Genomic DNA, 16,778 nt, shown 5'->3' on the forward strand with positions numbered 1-16,778 from the left:
AGGTCGTTGCCAGTTTTTATCAAAACCTTGATTGCATATGTGATCAAGGTTTTTTTATGTCCATACTTTTTTCCCTAGGGTTTGGGAGGTACATCAGTTTTCGAGATCAGTAGGTATTGAAGGAGTAACCCGGGATCAGTCTGTAAACTTGGGGGATTGAAAAAATCACGCATAAATTTTAGATAGTCTGTAGAGGAAAAATTCTACGTTTTGAACACCTCTGAATTGAGATCTAAAGGCCTTGATCTTGGCATTGAAAGATTCTGCTGACGCATTGGTACTTCGATGATCAAAGAAATTGAGGATACTCTGATAGTGGTTTTGTATTGTTCTGGCCACTGTGTTGAAGGACTTGAAGCCTGCCTTTTCTACCTTGTCATACCACTGTGCCAAACGAGTAAATGCAACTCCTTTGACCTTGCTACTTTGATAAATGTAAGCGAGTTCTCTTGAGAGTTTGTAGGCTTTTTCCAGTGAAGGATAGTGTTTGAAGAGTATCTCTGCACGGTGGACTTGTGAGACAGTCCAGTTGTGTTCGCTTTTGAAAAGCAAGTACCTGCTTCTAGCCAAAAGTTGCTTCTCTGTATCGCCATTTTCGAGTCGATGGGCAACATAAGACTTACCTGCTTCACGACTCAATTCAATTTCTTTATTTTCCTGATCAATGGCTTCCCATCTGTAAGCAATGCGCATTTCTTGTACCGCATCATAGGCCAATTTTTGAACATGAAAGCGGTCTGTTACTAACTGGGCTTTTGGAAAGCTGCGTCTAACTATTTTTTCCATGCTAGCAGCCATATCCAGTGTGACTTCTTGGACTTTGCGCCTTAAAGTACTGTCAACTTGCTTCAATACCGCGTTTACTTGCTCACTATCAGTCCCTTTGACCAAAGCAACTAAGCTACCTTTCCTTCCTTTTGCTGCTTTATTGGTCACAATTGTATAAAGCTCTCCTTGTGAGAGAGCAGTCTCATCAATACTTAAATGAGTGCCCATGTTTTCGGGGAACAATATCCAATCAGAGGCGTGCTCCCGTTGAGGCCATTGCATGAAATGGCTCAAACAGAAGACATATTGGTGTTCGAGTTGCTTACTATTGAGATGAAATAGTTCGGCAACCAGCTTGCAGCTTATAGGCTTGGAATCCAGGAGTTCCGTTTTAAAAAAAGCGCGAATTCCTCTGTCATCCGCGTACCTGTTGCTACCATTTTCCAATCCCTGCTTACATTTTTGCCAGTAGCCTCATTGAGCCACTTCCTACGCTTGATCTTAAGATAGCAGGGCTTGCCGCGAAGAGGAAAATCTTGAATGGAAACCTCATCAAAGAATCCTTTGGAGGTCAATTTATCTCCTTTGAACTGCTGAGGGTGGATATTCTTCTCTTCCAAATAAATGAAATACGTTTTATCCTTTAGCCTCATGGACACTACTTCGAAATAATCCAACATACCCTCAGGTAACAACAGACTCAATAACTCCTTTTCCAATGCTTTTTTCTAGCAAAGAAAATTAATTATGACTTATTGACCCCCAGAAATACCTACTGATCCGTTTTCGAGATCAGTAGGTATTGAAGGAGTAACCCGCTTCCCTCAACTTAATGGCTGCTTCCATTACTTATCACGACTTTGGGGGCATGTAGTAATAGTAATCTGATTGTAAGTCACATTGACTTGTACTTGACTTTGTTTGGTTAAATTTACCTTTTGATAAAAATTAAAAATTCATGGCGATAGAAATAGGAACGGTTCGTAAGCTGTCTAATTTGGCTAGACTTGAGTTGTCAGAGGATCAAGAACTCAAAATGAGTAAGGATTTAGGTGATATATTGGAATGGGTAGAGCAATTGGAAGAGGTAGATACGGAGAATGTGGATGCCTTGGGCAATGTGAATGAGGATGAGGTGCCTTTGCGAGGGGATGTTGCTGATAACTTTTTCGAAAATGGAGAAACCACAAAGAATGCTCCTGAGAGCACTGATAATTATTTCGTGGTTCCTAAAGTTTTAAGTTGATCACATGGGGGATTACTGTTTTTGGAACGGTTGGGGTCGAGCTCAACAGTGTTTTTTTTTTCTTGCTTTGTTTTTATTGGTCAGTATCGAAATAGTATCGGTATATGTAGATGTAATGGATTTCTCCATTTTCTTTACTTGGCTGTCTAGCGGGGGTATTGCTTCTTTGGACTTTCCAGTTTACTCCAGTCATTCGACGGTTTTGGAGGGAGTAGTTTCTGGTGAAGTGTCTTTGATCTTGCAAAAGGCCAAAGCTAGCTATGAGTTGCTCTCAGATTTTTGGGTGTTTGGGTTTGCCGTGCTGGTTTACCTAGCACTAGCCTTTGGACTAGCAGTTGTTAGTACATTTAACCGCTTTTGGTTTGTGATAGCTATGGGGGTGCTTGTTTTATTGGTGTCTTTAAGTGGTGTTTCTGGCTTAGGTCTGTTTGGAGTGGGGCCTGAAGTGGTCATCGGTGGGCTATCTGTATTACTTATAGCGTTGACATATTATTACCAATCCGTTCGGGTCGATGTCCCGTTCATTTATAGAGTACTGAGTTATTGTACCTTGTTTAGTCTTGTCTCGTGCGTGATCGTATTTTCATCGGTGATGCCGCGGCCTTTGCTTTTGTTGTCTTATGATGCCTATTGGCTAGGATTAATTTTTTCTATAGCTTTTAGTTTATTGGTAGGTCATGAGGTAGTCTACGCTATATTGGTGGTGGCAACACGGAGTATGAAGGGAGATGACTCGAAAGAAAGCGGTATTCATTTTATTGTTTTTTCATTAATCTATTTACTCAATGTCGGTCTACTTTTTATGCGTAATTCCGGCTATATCAATTGGGATATTTATTATCTGAATCCAACTCTTCTGTTGGCAATGTCTGCTTTGTTGGGTGTTTGGGGGCTTAAGGACCGTGAGGTGTTGTATAAGGGGATAATGCCCTTCATGCCCTTTGCCCTAATAATGTACTTTTCTTTGGCGGTCGTTTGCTTTGTTACGATTTTATTTCTGTCTTTTTCTGGGAATGATCCAGCTCTGGAAGTCATTGAAGACGCGATAGTTTTCGGGCATCTTGGTTTTGGAGGAATGTTCTTTATTTATGTTCTGGTCAACTTTATCACCTTATTGCTCAAAGGACTCCCAATCTACAAAGTGGTTTTTAAAGAAGATAATTTCCCCTATGCAACGTCTAAACTGGCGGGATTGATCATTGTATCAGCTCTTTTCTTTGCTTCGAATTATGCCGCATTCAATCAAGCTGTCTCAGGTTATTTTAATGGATTGGGAGATATGAACTTGAGTTTGGGTGAATATAGCAAGGCCAAGGAGTACTATAGACGAGGGGCTATTTATGGCAATATGCTGGCGCATTCCAATCGTAATCATAGGTCCAATTTTATGTATGCAGAGTTATTGGAGGATCACTCCGAACGAAGTGTGTGGTATAAAAGTGCGACTCAGAAAAATCCTACGGAAGAGGCTTTTGTTAATTTGGGTGTTAGTTATGAGTCCAATAATCAATTCTTTGATGCCATTTTTGCATACCAGGAGGGTCTCAAAGAATTTCCGGATAGTTGGGCGTTGAGAAACAATCTGGCGATGCTTTATTTGAAAACGAATGTTGAGGATTCCGTAATCTATCATATGAAGCACCCTAACAATGCGAATGCTTGGCAGAGCGGAGTTATGGAAGCTAATTTGCTAGGGGCGTATACGCGGCACGATAGAGAGGTGGATTTTGAATTGCAGTATCTTGATAGAATTGATGTACAGACGAACGCGATTGCCAACAAAGTGGCTATTCAAAAGGAGTCAGATATAGATGATGTACTAGAATCTCTCGATCTGCAATTGAATTTGTTCTCGTTTGCCTATCTAAAAAATGTGGGAATGTCAGAGTGGCGTGGGCAAGGGACGTATTATCTTGACCATATAGATTCTTTTTTAGAGGAACCAGCGAATGATGCTTATTACGCCTCATTGGTATGGATCAAAGCACTAAATCTGTACGAGCGAGGAGATGTTGCTGGTGCTTATGGCGTGATGCATGTACTCGCGAGTAGAGTAGAGGATAAGGTTCCTTATGTAGAGATGTTGCTTGGGAAGTGGAGCATGGAGCAAGATGCTCCTTTGTTGGCAGCTCGGTGCTTTGAAAGAGCAAGAGAAAACGGGTATCCTGTGTCTACAGCAGACTTGGCGCAAGCCTATGCACAGACTGAACGAGCTTCTGTGGGACAATATTTGTTGTACAAGGAGCGGGAAGATAATAGTACTGATGCAGTGTATGCGACGAAGTTAGAGGCATTGGAGTTGGCTCTGCGTGAAGGAAAAGATACTTGGCCGAGGGAGGAAGATATGTTTGTCAGAGGGAAGGAGTCCTTGAGGAAAGCTCAAGAAGTTGCATTGTCAGCTCCTGAGTTGGTAGAGACAATGTATTTGGAATTGGGGGAGAAGAATCCTTTTTATGAACCGGGCGTTTTGGCAGCTGCAGAGTACTTTAATCAAGAGAGGAAGGATCCAGATCAGGCCTATGGAATATTGCTCCAAGCGATTACCATCAATGAATTTTCTGCTGAATTGCTGATGGGGTACATCGAGCAATGCTTGGCCATGGGGCTCACGAGCTACGCTGAGTCAGCGGTTGTTCGACTCGTTGATGTGTTGTCACCTCAAGAATTCGAGGCTTATGAAGTAAGGTTTGAAGAGCAAAAAGCAAATGCAGAGGCTTCTCTAAATACTTGGGAGTAAGACTACTTTTCGTAATCCTTTTCGCCGGCTGTTATAACTAAATTCAGGCTGTTTTCGGATGGAGGAAAGGGACACGAATATTCGTGATTGTAATTGCAATACGGGTTGTATGCCTTGTTGAAATCTATGGTGATCCGTTTGGCGCGATTGAAGTCTAGGTCTAGGTATCGACCGGCACCATAGGTCTCCTCGGTGCTAGTTTGGTCAGTGAATGCCGTGAACAATGAGCCTTCTAAAATATTTTTAAGTATCAGTAGACGTTGAGATTTATTGTTGAGTTCGAAGCTCGCATATGCAAATTTAATGTATGTACTATTGGTACCATCAGAATTGGCAAGGGTGACTTTTTGACGTGTTTCGATGTGGTCTATTTGGGCGATAACCTTGTATGTCTCATCTATAGGGAAGTACTTTAAGTTGACAGTGGTGTCACCATATATGTGAAAAGGAGAGTTGGATGAAGTGCTCATGAATTGGTCTTTGTTGTCTCTTTCTTCTTGAATACTTTCAATATACGCCGTGCTTGGTTCGGTCTTTTTTAGGAGTGTGGAAATGACAAGATAACTCAGTATACAAACTCCGGTGATTAATATTATTTTCTTCATTACATCAAGGATTCATCCGCGAAGCTAAAATAGGTATGGTCAGTGAAAATGACATGATCCAACACAGGGATATCTAGGACTTTTCCTGCTTCGTTTATTTTTTTGGTCAGTTGTATGTCTGCTTCGCTGGGTGTATTGTTGCCAGAGGGGTGGTTGTGAATCAGAATGATGGAGCAGGCCAGTGATTCAAGGGCAGACTTGAAGATCATTCGGCTATCTACCACCGTGCCAGTGACTCCTCCTGTACTTAGCTGTTCTGTTTTGATGACTCGATTGCCACGGTTGAGGTATAGTATCCAGAACTCTTCGTGCTGGAGGTCTAGTAGATGAGGGCGCAAGAGTTGGTAGACGTCCTTAGATTGTGTGATTTTGGGTTTTTGTATGGGAGCAGTGTCTCGGCGTCTTCTGCCTAGTTCGAGCGCGCTGATGATAGAAATGGCTTTGGCTTCTCCAATACCACTAAACTTCTTTAGCTCACTCAATGATAGTTTGGCAAGTTCATTGAGGTTGTTTGTGGTACTGTTTAGGATGTTTTGAGCGACTTGTACTGCTGAGAGACTACGTGTACCGCTTCCTATGAGTATGGCAATGAGTTCAGCTTCTGATAGGGCTGACTTGCCTTTTTGGATGAGCTTTTCTCTAGGGCGGTCTTCTTCCGCCCATTTTTTGATGGTGAGGTGGTTGGTGTATTGCATAGGTTTACCTTTTGCTGTTCTCTAAATATAATAGAATGGCTTGGGATATAACTATGCGTACAACAAAAAAAGTCCTGATTTTCTAACCAGGACTCAATCTCTTTCAAGAATTTATCTTTACTTATAGAGCAGCGACCAATTTAGTCAATTGTGACTTTTGGTGTGCCGCCTTATTTTTGTGAATGATTCTGTTTTTAGCCAATTTATCAATCATGGCTACAACTTTCTTCAATAATTCTTGCGCTTCAGACTTGTCAGCAGTGTTTCTCAACCTCTTTACATAAGTACGAGTAGTTTTGTGCTGGTATCTGTTTCTCAATCTTTTAGCCTCGTTAGACCTGATTCTCTTTAAAGCCGATTTATGATTCGCCATTATATAAAATTGTTATTTTCTAATTTTGGACTGCAAATGTAGGGTTAATTCGCTGAAATAAAAATACTTTGTTTGATTAATTGTAGGGCGTGAGAGGATTTGTTTTATTTGTGCAAAAGGGTTTAAATCGCTGACTGTTTGAAGAATATGGGGCTAATTTGGGAGATGAATTGGAAGTGGTGTGTTCTTTTGTATGGCGGCCTATCTCTGTGGATGAGCAGTGAAGCGTACGCGCAATTGGATTTAGACACTTTATACATGCAGCAGGATGTCACGGAGATCATTGCCAGTCGTGATTCCTTGCGTATGCGAGATCAGCTAGATTCGATTGTTGGCCAGGCGATTCGCCAAGAAGCCTTTCCTGGGTGTCAGATTCTGTTGGCTCAATATGGTAAGGTTTTTTACGAAAAGTCCTTTGGTTACCATACATACGATAGTGTGCGTGAGGTGCGCAATAGTGACCTCTATGACCTTGCTTCTATTACGAAGATCGCTGCGACGACTTTGGCACTGATGCGATTGACCGACGAAGGATTGCTTGATCTGGATCAAACAATGGGATATTATTTTCCTTATCTCAAACGCTCCAATAAAAAGGACTTGACTGTGCGAAAGGTTTTGGCGCATCAATCAGGGTTGAAGAATTGGATACCATATTATCAAGAATCCATGCGACGCAATGGAAAGTACCGCCGCAAGACTATTAGTACTGATTCTTCGGCCCAATATCCCAACCGAATACCGGGATCAGATTTGTATTTATACAGGGCTTATTATGACAGGCAAATCAAGCGTGCTATCAAACGCTCAAAGTTATACAAGGAGGAGAGTTATGTGTATTCAGGTTTGGCCTTTTATCTTTTTCCCGAACTTATTGAGCGAATGACAGGAGAGTCTTTTGAGGATTATCTTCGAGACACTTTTTATGAGCCTATTGGGGCGAATTCCTTGGGCTTTGAACCTCTCAAGCGTTACCCACTGACTCAAATTGTACCGACGGAGATTGATACGTTTTTTAGGATGGGGCCACTGCATGGGGTGGTACATGATGAGGGAGCGGCTGTCATGCAGGGAGTGTCGGGCAATGCTGGTTTGTTTAGTAATGCTGAGGATTTAGCCAAACTGCTACAGATGTGGCTCAACGGTGGGACATATGAGGGTAGGCGTTATCTGAGTGATGCAGTGATTGAAGAATATACGAGACGTCAGTATGGCGATCTGGACAATCGGCGAGGCTTGGGCTTTGACAAACCGCTCATAGAGTATGATTCGATCAAAAGCAGTGTAGCGCAAGCAGCTAGTCCGAATAGTTATGGACATTCTGGCTATACGGGAACTTTGGTATGGATGGATCCAGACAATGGCCTGCTTTTTGTGTTCCTAGCGAATAGGGTGTATCCTACTAGAGATAATCGCAGGATTTATGAGTTGAACGTAAGGCCCGAAATTCATACGGTAGTGTATGATTGGCTGGAAAAACAAAAATCCTGAACTGGCATCAGGATTTTGTCTTATCTCCTACAATACGAGTACCATAGGCTATTATGTTCAAAGTAAAGATATGTAAAATATTATTCTTAATAAAACGAATTAGTGCAATTATTTCTGTAAATAATCATAAAGTATATCTATGAATAGCCTCCATAAATTGGAATTGAGCGTAGAGCATGGCATTTTTACGCGACAACACGCACGACCTATGAAGACATTTTTGCTACTGGCTATATCTACTTTTATTTCCCTTACCAGTTATTCGCAAATTGAGGTCTTTAGTGAGCAGATCCCTATGGACTCGATATTGAATAGTGCTTACGATGAGGCGAGTGTTGTGCTTAGTCCTGACGAAAGTCAATTGTATTTCACTAGGAAAAATCATCCTGATAATCTCGGAGGAGTTAATGATCCTGGGGATATATGGGTGTCTGAGCACCAAATCGACGGGAGTTGGTCTAAACCTGTCAATCTCAAAGAAGTCAATACCAAGGGAGAAGATCAATTGATAGGTTTTTTGGATATCGAGAGACGAATCTTGGTTTATTCTGACAAAGAGTTTATATCCTATTACCGTGTGAGTGGGCGGTGGTTCAAATCTAAAAATATCACAGTTGCTTATTTCAAGAACCAAGCAGATCACTTGTCTGCGAGCTTATCTGACGATGGCAAGATCATGTTGTTGGCGATGGAGTCATTCGGTACATATGGCGTAGAGGATCTGTATGTGAGTCACCTACAGAAGGATAGTGTTTGGAGTTCTCCCAAGAATATCGGTTCAAGAATTAATACAGCCAACCAGGAGATTACGCCGTTTTTAGCCTCAGACAACAAGACCTTGTTTTTCTCATCCAATGGACACGGAGGAGAGGGGAGTTTTGATGTGTTCATGAGTCGTCGACTAGACGACACCTGGGGTAACTGGTCTGAGCCTGTCAATTTGGGGCCTAAGGTCAATACAGTAGGTTGGGAGAGTTCGTTTGTGCTGCCTACCGAAAAGGAATTTGCTTTCTTGATAAGTACGCAAAACAGTGAGGGGTATGGAGATATCAAAAGGGTACGCGTAGCGCAGGAAATCGAAAGGGCCCCTATAGTCGAAGAGGAAGTGGTAGAGAAGATCGTAGTGGATGAGACCAAACTTGTCCCACTGAGAGGAGAAGTGAGGAATGTCGTAACCAATCGTGTTATCGTCGGAGCACAGGTGGAAGTCAAAGTCCTTCCCAGTGGGGAAATCAAGAAAGGGAGAACCAACCGTATGGGCCAATTCACTCTTCATGCGCCGGAAGGGGATATGTTTGAAATCAAAGTTCGGGCATATCAGTATATGACGGGCGAATTGGACTTGAGCAAAAAACAGGCGGTAGTGGATCAATTGCACCCGTTTTTACTCAACCCAATTATCGAAGGGAATACCATTGCTTTGGATCATGTGTTGTTCAAACAGGGATTGAGTGAGTTGGTTCCGGGATCGGAGAAGGAGCTGGAGTTGGTCGTGGAGATGATGAAATACAATCCGGACATTACGATATTTTTATCTGGTCACACTGATAATCAAGGCAATTCGAGTTTGAATCTCAAACTAAGTGAGGATCGAGTCAAGGCGGTTGAGAAGTATTTGGTAGCTCATGGAGTAGATGCCGATCGTATCTCGGGTCAAGGTTTTGGAGGCACTCAGCCTAGGGCGAGCAATGCCAATGCAGAGACACGAAAATTGAACCGCCGTGTGGAGTTTACAATCCACAAAAAGTAAGCTCATAGACGCTCAAACAAGGAGGAAATGTCCGCGATACTATGGTACATCCCAAACCCAAACCGAAGTCTGTCTTCTCGGCAATCTGTGATGATGTCTTTTTCTCGGAGTAGTGCTTGAATTTGCTTTGCTTTTGAGGTTTGGAAAGTCAAGAAGTGTCCATAAAATTCCCAATTTTGCTGTACATGCAGCAAGTCGTCAATAGATAGACCATGTAGCTTTTTTTGACTCAGTAGCATGAGGAAGTGCTTTTGAAGCTCCATTACGTGTTGGTGAATGTTTGGTATGTGGATGCCTTGTTGGTTCCAACTCGTCCAAACCGCATGCATGCGGTAGAGTCCCGATGGGTCTGTGGTAGCCCCTAGGAAGCGACTGGCATTGGGAGCATAACTCACAGTACTCTGATGATCGTCTAGAGAGTCAAACTCGGCAAACCATCCGGTATATAGTGGCCTATATGTGTTGGCTGATCGAGGCACGGTCATGAAGCATATGCCTTCGCCAGATTGCAAGTATTTGTACCCTCCCGCGAGATAAAAGACACGGTCTTGAATGCGGGTGAGATTGGTAGGAATCGCTCCAAAGGCGTGGTATCCATCAATGACAATCATGGTTTCCGCCGAGGTGATATTTGCTAGCTCGTCTAAAAAATCTACGGCCAACCCAGAATTGAAAAATACCTGACTCAAGTAGATCATTTGATACGATCCAGTTTGAACTTCTTCGAGTAGTCGGTTTTTGAAATCAACCATCGGTAAGACATTGATCTTAGTCACATGGATGTTGTCGTATTCGGAGAGTCTTTGCGCTTGTCGCGAAAAGCTATAAAACTCTGAATCTGTCGAGAGAATTTTGAGAGGAGCGCGGAGGTCAAAGCAACTTACCAACCGAAAAAAAAGCGTATGGATGTTTGGTCCAAAGCATATCTGATTTGGATCATTGAGCTGCAAATGGGTAGCGATGTATTGTTTGACGGACTGTTCGAGAGGCGCGATGGCTGCTCCCCATTTTTCATCCGCATAAGTGAAAGCATCTTGTACGTATTGGTTTTGAGCTTGGGCAACACAATCAGGCCAGAGGTGGTGACTATGCGCAGCGAAGTGAAGCTTGGAGCCAAGAGCTGTCAGACTCTGGCGGTAGAGAGGTTTGAAGTCCATTGGGTTCTGTTTATTTGAATGAACAGTATCTATCCCTGTTTTGTTTTTGGGATCGAGTATAGAGGCAAGATATCAAATACTCTCATCGGCAAGAACGCTTTTATTTTAAAATGTCACCATAGCTCGAAGACTATCCTTGTGCCAATATGGAGAGCATGATGACGATGAGCGTACCTAAGATGATGATTTTTCGGAGTTCTTTCAATTCGTGTTCCAATTGGGTCTTTGTTTTCATGGTATTAGAAGTTGTATTTGATGCCAAAGGCCACACCGATGTTTCGAGGTTTGCCTTCGTTCAGGTTGTTTGAATTTGTGAATTCGGTCAGTGCTTGGTTGTAGTTAGGCTCTAGGGTGACTTGGTATTTATGGAAAAACTGATAACCAAACTCGATACTAGAGATGAAATTGAAATAGATAGATTCGTAGTTGTCCTTGGTGTTGAGATCGTTGCTGAGGGGTTCAGTTGCACCGTGTTCGACGAGCTCTGCATTGAGGAGGAAGTTGGATGAGAGTCCGGTATTTAGTGTGATATTGAATCTCTTGTCTAGGATCACATAACCTGCTTTGAGCGGAATACTCATGTATTTGTATTCATTGCTGAGATCCACGTCGTTGGAGACGAGTGCTATATTGTCACTGCTAGCTGCTGAAGCGAGTGCATGGTCAGTGGGGTCGCCTGTGACAGCATAGTAGTCACTGCCATGACTCAAGACATAAGTTTCTGTTTTACCAGTCGTATAGGCGTTGTAGTGAAGCCCCGTACTCAAGATGATTCTTTGTTTGATGCGGGTTCCTACGTTGAGCCCTCCAGACACGGAAAAGCCAGGGTCGTACTGAAGCCCAGATTGATCGGCGTTTTCGTTGGCAATGGGAGCAAAGGAGGCACTAGGTGCTTGGAGGTAGTCTGCTTGTCCTGCGTTGTTGGCTTTGAATGCTGGATCAAAACTACCAGACGACATGCTGACACCAGCCCATAGTGTTGCGAAGGCTTCCTCCTGCTGGATGAGGTAGGTTTTGGGTACTCCATAGAGGAAGTCGGGAAGCTCGGGAGCCAAGAGAGACGAGTGGTAGATCACTTCTTGTCTGTCTATTGAAGTGAAGAACATGATGTCCGTGGGGAGTGTCCTTGCCCCTGCTTTTACTTCCATGTTTGGTTTTTTATTTCGAACAGGCACAGGTAGTGTAGCGGGTTTTTGAGAATGATTTGGGCTAATTTTCTTTGATGTCCCTTTGTCTAGCACAGTCGCTGAAGGAGCCTGATCTAGAGAGGGACTGACGGTCGGTTGTTCAGGGCTAGAACTTTGAATGGATCCAGGCGTGTGATGCGTACTGTTGTGCGTGACGTCATGTATTGGCATATTTGATGAAGTCCAATATTGTACGCCAAAGGTCAAGAGAAGCAGGGCACAGGCAGCTGCAACCCATTGATAGATCAATAGTTGTCGCTTGTACTCATCGGCTTTCTGATTGGCCAGATGCCCATCTATAGCAGCCCATATGTGTACTGGCGGTGTTTGTTCTGCTTGGTCAAACGCCGCTTGCCATTCTTGCTCGAATGATTGATCAGCCTCGTCCATAATTCTTTTTCGTTTCTTGCATTTTGTTTTGCAGGAGCTGTCTTGCTCTAGCAAATTGGGACTTTGATGTCCCTTCACTAATTTCTAGCATTTCTGCGATCTCTTTGTGTTTGTACCCTTCTATGGCATACAAATTGAAAATCACCTGACTACTCTGAGGCAACGTTTGGATCATTTGCAGGAGTTCGTCCATACTGTACTCAGAGAGTTTAGCCTCATTGCTCTGTGTGTTTTTCATTTCTTCTACATCCACCATGGGATAGAGATAGAGTTTGCTTCGTTGGTAGTTGAGCGCGGTATTGATCACTACTCGTTTGATCCAATAAAAGAGTGACGAATTCCGTTTGAAACTTTTCAAATCTTTGAATACTTTGATGAATGATTCCTGCAGGATGTCTTCGGCTTCCTGTTGGGCACGTGTGTATCGTAGACATACAACATACATTTGTGAGGCATACTGTTTGTACAGCGCCTCTTGTGCATGTCGCTCTCCCTTGAGACAGCCTTTGATTAAGTCATTTTCCTCTAGCGGCATTCAGCAGATAGATAAATTTCGTTCGTGTATTAGGCACAGGATGTTCAAAATAGGTTGCAATGGCATAAAAAATAAAAAGAATGGTGCCTCCTATTCTCTGCAAATTTAATGCTAGTTAATATTGGCGTATGAATGCGATCCAACAGAAACAAGTGATGATGAGATTGATGATTTTGTGTGTAGTACTGGGGATGAATAGTTATGCTCAAGCTCAAAGTGATAAACTGTATCAAAATGAGGTTTTTCATGAAGACGTGGGGGTGGTACAGCTTTATCCCGTTTTGCAGGTGGGCAATGAGGAAATGGAAGAGCCGATTATTCCAATTGGGCAGACGACCTCTCTGCTGTTGAAGTTCGATATGTTGACAGAGGAATACGACAACCTACAAGCGAAGATCGTTCATTGCAATGCGGATTGGACACAGTCTGCCCTCAATGATATCGAGTTCTTGTATGATTACAATGCGTTTGATTTGCGAGACTTTGATTATTCTGTCAATACCCTGACGCTCTATGTCAACTATTGGATGGTCATGCCTAAGGTGAAACGATCGGGGAACTATGCCGTCGTGGTGTATCGCGACAATCGTCCCAATGAGGTGCTGTTTACAAGGCGATTTGTGGTGTTTGAGCAGCTCGTCGGGTTGACGCCAACCCTAAGGTCATCTACGACAGTGCGCTACCGACTCAATAATCAACAGATTGATTTTGCGATGAATTATTCTTCTATTTCTACCAACAACCCTATGGGCGAGTTCAAAGTCGTGCTGCGCCAAAATAATCGATGGGACAATGCCATCGTGGGCTTGCAACCCACCAGTGTCAATCGTGCTTCTAATACGCTTGAATACCGCCATTTCAACGCAGAGAATAACTTTAAGGGAGGGAATGAGTTTCGGTTCTTTGACATTCGAGTATTTAACTTTAGGGGGATGAATGTCGCCAATATCCGAAAAGACCCCAGAGGAATAGACGCCTATCTGGTGACTGATAAAAGCCGTACCAATGCAGTTTACTCACAAGTACGTGACATGAATGGAACGTTCTTTATAGGGACCAACGAGTCTGGAGCGAGCTATTTGGAGTCAGATTATATTCGGGTACATTTTGACTTGAAGACCTCACCGGTACAAGAGGATGTGTATGTGATCGGGGCATTCAACAATTGGAAAAAAGATAAAGGGAGTATTTTGAAGTACAATTCGCAAACTCAATCGTATCAAGCGGAGGTATTGCTTAAGCAGGGGGTTTATGATTATATGTATTGGGTAGATGGACCTAATCCATATTTATTTGAGGGGTCTTATTACCAAACGCAAAATGATTATGATATCCTCGTGTATTATAGAGGGTTCACTGACCTAGCAGATCGAGTTGTGGGTTATGCATCCTTTGCCTCTGAGTTTTGATAGTTTGATTGTCGGTATTTCTGAAAAGGAATACGAAGGAGGTTGCCAAGGTTTTCGTTTTCTTTAGGGTCGAGATGGGTATCTATACCGTATTTTAGTTTGTCCAGATCTTCTACGTACTGGAAAGTACCAAACAGGCGGTCCCAAAGCGAGAAAATATTGCCGTAGTTGGTGTCAGTCCATGGTTGTCGGTAGTGGTGGTGTACTTTATGCATGTTGGGTGTGACAAAGATATAACTCATGGCTCGGTCTATTTTTCCGAAAAGGGGAGTGTTGGCGTGGGTCAAGTGTGCAAATAATACAGATAGGCTTTGGTAGAGCATGACCACACCCATAGGAGCACCGATGAGGATCACTGCGAGTATGGTGAACCCAATACGAAAAACCGTCTCACCTGGGTGGTGCCGCAGGCCAGAAGTCACGTCTATGTGAGTATCTGTGTGGTGTACCAAGTGGAACTTCCACATCCATCGTACGCGATGCTCTACCCAATGAACGAGATACGCACCGATGGCGTCTAGGAGCAATACCCCGGTGATGACTTGTAGCCATATGGGCATAGGTACGAGATATAGAACCCCAATCTGATGGGTCGATACATAATCAGAAGCCATCAGAAGTAATCCTGCCATGCCGAACCCTACGATCATGGTGGTCAATGTCAAGAAAAGATTGACTCCTGCATGCTTGAATTTGTGATAGGAAAACCGAAACAAAGGGAGTATACCTTCGAGTAGCCAAAACACCACCAGTCCACCAATGAGCAGGCTCGCCCGAAACCACGTCGGGACGTGTGTGAAAAACTCTAGTAACTCTTCCATATCAATGCGATTTGTCCGAAAAGGCGCGAGGCTTTTGTAGGAAACCAAAGTGCACGTTTCGGGTTCATGAGCTTAAATCTAAACATTTTTACGTTTTGCTTTTTACTTCCAAATGATTGTAGCTGATTTGTGTTCGGAAGGGTTAATTGCTAACTTAAATTCTGAACGTTCACCTTACAATTTGCTGGAGCTTGTCCTCCAGTAGACGAAAATACAACCTCTATGTCTACACTACCTGTATACGCGCCTTTCGACCGTGCATTGATCAAGGAAGTTCCTATGCACAATGCACAAGAAGTACAAGCCGTCATTGATCGTGCATACGGTTTATATCAGGATCGTACCCTATGGTTGGAAAAATATCGTAGGATCGAGATTCTAGAAAAAATTGTGGTCTTGATGGAGGAGCGTTACGACGAAATCGTCTTTCAATCGGCGCAAGAAGGGGGCAAACCTCTGACGGATACGCGTGCCGAAATGGATCGAGCGATCAACGGGGTAAAACTGGCTATTCAATATGTCGGACAGCAAGGGGGGAAAGAAATACCAATGGGACAGACGGCTGCCTCGGTCAATAGGGTCGCTTACACCTCACGAGAACCTATCGGAGTGGTGGCCTCTCTCAGTGCTTTCAATCATCCCATCAACTTGATCGTACATCAAACGATCCCAGCGATAGCCGTCGGGTCTCCAGTGATCATCAAGCCAGCCTCGGCGACTCCATTGACCTGTCTGCTGATGCAGGAGGTGTATACTGACGCAGGATTGCCAGAGGGGTGGTGCACTACTGTCATCTGCGACCGAGGCATTTCGGAGATGTTGGTGACGAGCCTTAAGGTCAATTTCATGTCCTTCATAGGCTCGGGAAAAGTCGGTTGGTCGCTGCGATCAAAATTAGCGCCGGGGACTCGATGTGCTCTAGAGCATGGAGGGGTTGCTCCGGTGATTGTAGAGCCAGATGCGGATCGTAGTACCATGATTCCAGCTTTGGCCAAAGGTGCTTTTTACCATGCGGGGCAAGTATGTGTGTCTGTCCAGAGGATCTACGTCCATGAGTCGATACTGGAGGAGGTCGTCGAAGAGTTGGATGAAGCTGCACGAGCTATGAAAGTAGGAGATCCTCTCTTGGTGGATACGGAGGTTGGCCCACTGATCGAGCCTAGTGAAGTGGATCGTGTGCATGCTTGGGTGACAGAGGCCAAGGGCAGGGGAGCAAAAATCATCTGTGGGGGGGAGATCTTGTCCGAAACGTGCTATCCTCCGACGATAGTGGTTAACCCTCCAGAGGAGGCCAAGCTGTCTACGGAAGAGGTGTTTGGACCAGTGGTTTGTGTGTACAGCTATAGTGATCGCAACGAGGCGATTCGTCGTGCCAATGGCTTGCCCTACGCATTTCAAGCGTCCGTATACACCAAAGATCTCAACGTGGCATTGGACACAGTCAAAAAGCTCAATGCCACAGCAGTGATGGTCAATGATCACACAGCCTTTAGGGTGGATTGGATGCCTTTCGGTGGGAGAGACCAGTCGGGGCTTGGGATTGGAAGTATCCCTGATAGTATGCATGACATGTCAAGAGAAAAAATGATGGTGATAAAGAGCGTCGTTTTATAA

Annotated in this window: 15 protein-coding genes; 6 read left to right on the forward strand and 9 right to left on the reverse strand. The window is 43.7% G+C overall.

The features are described from left to right. Positions 1-165: 165 nt before the first annotated feature. Positions 166-1,050, reverse strand: a complete 885-nt coding sequence (locus BFP72_RS00030) for a transposase (protein WP_221406442.1) — start codon at positions 1,048-1,050, stop codon at positions 166-168. Positions 1,051-1,130: 80 nt separating this feature from the next. Continuing rightward, positions 1,131-1,487 (reverse strand): transposase, encoded by a 357-nt coding sequence (locus tag BFP72_RS00035; protein ID WP_099597149.1) that lies wholly within the window; start codon positions 1,485-1,487, stop codon positions 1,131-1,133. A 239-nt stretch (positions 1,488-1,726) separates the two neighbouring features. On the opposite strand from BFP72_RS00035, the gene gatC reads away from it, so the two are divergent. After that, on the forward strand, positions 1,727-2,014 hold the full coding sequence (gene gatC / locus BFP72_RS00040; RefSeq protein ID WP_099597150.1) for an Asp-tRNA(Asn)/Glu-tRNA(Gln) amidotransferase subunit GatC: 288 nt from the start codon (positions 1,727-1,729) through the stop codon (positions 2,012-2,014). 115 nt (positions 2,015-2,129) lie between these two features. Next, positions 2,130-4,751, forward strand: coding sequence for a M48 family metallopeptidase (locus BFP72_RS00045; RefSeq protein ID WP_143519882.1), 2,622 nt, complete (start codon positions 2,130-2,132; stop codon positions 4,749-4,751). Positions 4,752-4,753: 2 nt separating this feature from the next. Here BFP72_RS00045 and BFP72_RS00050 read toward each other — a convergent pair whose 3' ends face one another. The 3 genes from BFP72_RS00050 to rpsT all read right to left on the reverse strand — a co-directional run bounded on the left by BFP72_RS00050 (position 4,754) and on the right by rpsT (position 6,424). After that, complete coding sequence (locus BFP72_RS00050; protein ID WP_099597152.1) at positions 4,754-5,356, reverse strand: DUF1684 domain-containing protein; 603 nt, start codon at positions 5,354-5,356, stop codon at positions 4,754-4,756. Beyond that, positions 5,356-6,051 carry a DNA repair protein RadC gene (gene radC / locus BFP72_RS00055; protein ID WP_099597153.1) on the reverse strand — a complete coding sequence of 232 codons (696 nt, stop codon included), beginning with the start codon at positions 6,049-6,051 and terminating at the stop codon, positions 5,356-5,358. The genes BFP72_RS00050 and radC overlap by 1 nt, the downstream gene beginning before the upstream one ends. Positions 6,052-6,172: 121 nt before the next feature. Beyond that, a complete protein-coding gene (gene rpsT, locus BFP72_RS00060) occupies positions 6,173-6,424 on the reverse strand; it encodes a 30S ribosomal protein S20 (protein ID WP_099597154.1) in 252 nt (83 codons plus the stop codon). 165 nt (positions 6,425-6,589) lie between these two features. Between rpsT and BFP72_RS00065 the strand changes: the two genes are divergently transcribed. Together BFP72_RS00065 and BFP72_RS00070 are read left to right on the forward strand one after the other, a co-directional pair. Then, a complete protein-coding gene (locus BFP72_RS00065; RefSeq protein ID WP_221406443.1) occupies positions 6,590-7,915 on the forward strand; it encodes a serine hydrolase in 1,326 nt (441 codons plus the stop codon). Between the two features lie 208 nt (positions 7,916-8,123). Beyond that, positions 8,124-9,665 carry an OmpA family protein gene (locus BFP72_RS00070; protein WP_158233205.1) on the forward strand — a complete coding sequence of 514 codons (1,542 nt, stop codon included), beginning with the start codon at positions 8,124-8,126 and terminating at the stop codon, positions 9,663-9,665. A 2-nt stretch (positions 9,666-9,667) separates the two neighbouring features. Here the strand turns inward: BFP72_RS00070 and BFP72_RS00075 are convergent, their stop codons facing one another. From BFP72_RS00075 to BFP72_RS00085, 3 genes are all read right to left on the reverse strand, one after another. Further along, positions 9,668-10,822: an aminotransferase class V-fold PLP-dependent enzyme gene (locus tag BFP72_RS00075; protein WP_099597157.1), complete on the reverse strand. Its 1,155-nt coding sequence runs from the start codon at positions 10,820-10,822 to the stop codon at positions 9,668-9,670. A gap of 239 nt (positions 10,823-11,061) precedes the next feature. Continuing rightward, the gene (locus tag BFP72_RS00080; protein WP_099597158.1) at positions 11,062-12,399 is read right to left on the reverse strand and encodes a hypothetical protein; all 1,338 of its coding nucleotides are present in this window, start codon (positions 12,397-12,399) and stop codon (positions 11,062-11,064) included. Next, positions 12,386-12,934: an RNA polymerase sigma factor gene (locus BFP72_RS00085; protein ID WP_099597159.1), complete on the reverse strand. Its 549-nt coding sequence runs from the start codon at positions 12,932-12,934 to the stop codon at positions 12,386-12,388. The genes BFP72_RS00080 and BFP72_RS00085 overlap by 14 nt, the downstream gene beginning before the upstream one ends. Positions 12,935-13,062: 128 nt before the next feature. Here BFP72_RS00085 and BFP72_RS00090 point away from each other — a divergent pair, with 128 nt between their 5' ends. Beyond that, positions 13,063-14,343 carry a type IX secretion system plug protein domain-containing protein gene (locus tag BFP72_RS00090; protein WP_099597160.1) on the forward strand — a complete coding sequence of 427 codons (1,281 nt, stop codon included), beginning with the start codon at positions 13,063-13,065 and terminating at the stop codon, positions 14,341-14,343. Here the strand turns inward: BFP72_RS00090 and BFP72_RS00095 are convergent. After that, positions 14,316-15,164, reverse strand: coding sequence for a sterol desaturase family protein (locus BFP72_RS00095; RefSeq protein ID WP_099597161.1), 849 nt, complete (start codon positions 15,162-15,164; stop codon positions 14,316-14,318). The two genes, BFP72_RS00090 and BFP72_RS00095, sit on opposite strands and share 28 nt — an antisense overlap. Positions 15,165-15,386: 222 nt before the next feature. On the opposite strand from BFP72_RS00095, the gene BFP72_RS00100 reads away from it, so the two are divergent. Then, complete coding sequence (locus BFP72_RS00100; protein ID WP_099597162.1) at positions 15,387-16,778, forward strand: aldehyde dehydrogenase family protein; 1,392 nt, start codon at positions 15,387-15,389, stop codon at positions 16,776-16,778.

The sequence above is a fragment of the Reichenbachiella sp. 5M10 genome, assembly GCF_002742335.1.
In the GTDB taxonomy this organism is placed as follows: domain Bacteria; phylum Bacteroidota; class Bacteroidia; order Cytophagales; family Cyclobacteriaceae; genus Reichenbachiella.

Excerpts from the sequence above, each read along its gene's own strand:
- BFP72_RS00030 (WP_221406442.1), bottom strand. The coding sequence starts at position 1,050 with ATGCAATGGCCTCAACGGGAGCACGCCTCTGATTGGATATTGTTCCCC.
- gatC (WP_099597150.1), top strand. The coding sequence starts at position 1,727 with ATGGCGATAGAAATAGGAACGGTTCGTAAGCTGTCTAATTTGGCTAGA.
- BFP72_RS00045 (WP_143519882.1), top strand. The coding sequence starts at position 2,130 with ATGGATTTCTCCATTTTCTTTACTTGGCTGTCTAGCGGGGGTATTGCT.
- BFP72_RS00050 (WP_099597152.1), bottom strand. The coding sequence starts at position 5,356 with ATGAAGAAAATAATATTAATCACCGGAGTTTGTATACTGAGTTATCTT.
- radC (WP_099597153.1), bottom strand. The coding sequence starts at position 6,051 with ATGCAATACACCAACCACCTCACCATCAAAAAATGGGCGGAAGAAGAC.
- rpsT (WP_099597154.1), bottom strand. The coding sequence starts at position 6,424 with ATGGCGAATCATAAATCGGCTTTAAAGAGAATCAGGTCTAACGAGGCT.
- BFP72_RS00065 (WP_221406443.1), top strand. The coding sequence starts at position 6,590 with ATGAATTGGAAGTGGTGTGTTCTTTTGTATGGCGGCCTATCTCTGTGG.
- BFP72_RS00070 (WP_158233205.1), top strand. The coding sequence starts at position 8,124 with ATGAAGACATTTTTGCTACTGGCTATATCTACTTTTATTTCCCTTACC.
- BFP72_RS00075 (WP_099597157.1), bottom strand. The coding sequence starts at position 10,822 with ATGGACTTCAAACCTCTCTACCGCCAGAGTCTGACAGCTCTTGGCTCC.
- BFP72_RS00080 (WP_099597158.1), bottom strand. The coding sequence starts at position 12,399 with ATGGACGAGGCTGATCAATCATTCGAGCAAGAATGGCAAGCGGCGTTT.
- BFP72_RS00085 (WP_099597159.1), bottom strand. The coding sequence starts at position 12,934 with ATGCCGCTAGAGGAAAATGACTTAATCAAAGGCTGTCTCAAGGGAGAG.
- BFP72_RS00090 (WP_099597160.1), top strand. The coding sequence starts at position 13,063 with ATGAATGCGATCCAACAGAAACAAGTGATGATGAGATTGATGATTTTG.
- BFP72_RS00095 (WP_099597161.1), bottom strand. The coding sequence starts at position 15,164 with ATGGAAGAGTTACTAGAGTTTTTCACACACGTCCCGACGTGGTTTCGG.
- BFP72_RS00100 (WP_099597162.1), top strand. The coding sequence starts at position 15,387 with ATGTCTACACTACCTGTATACGCGCCTTTCGACCGTGCATTGATCAAG.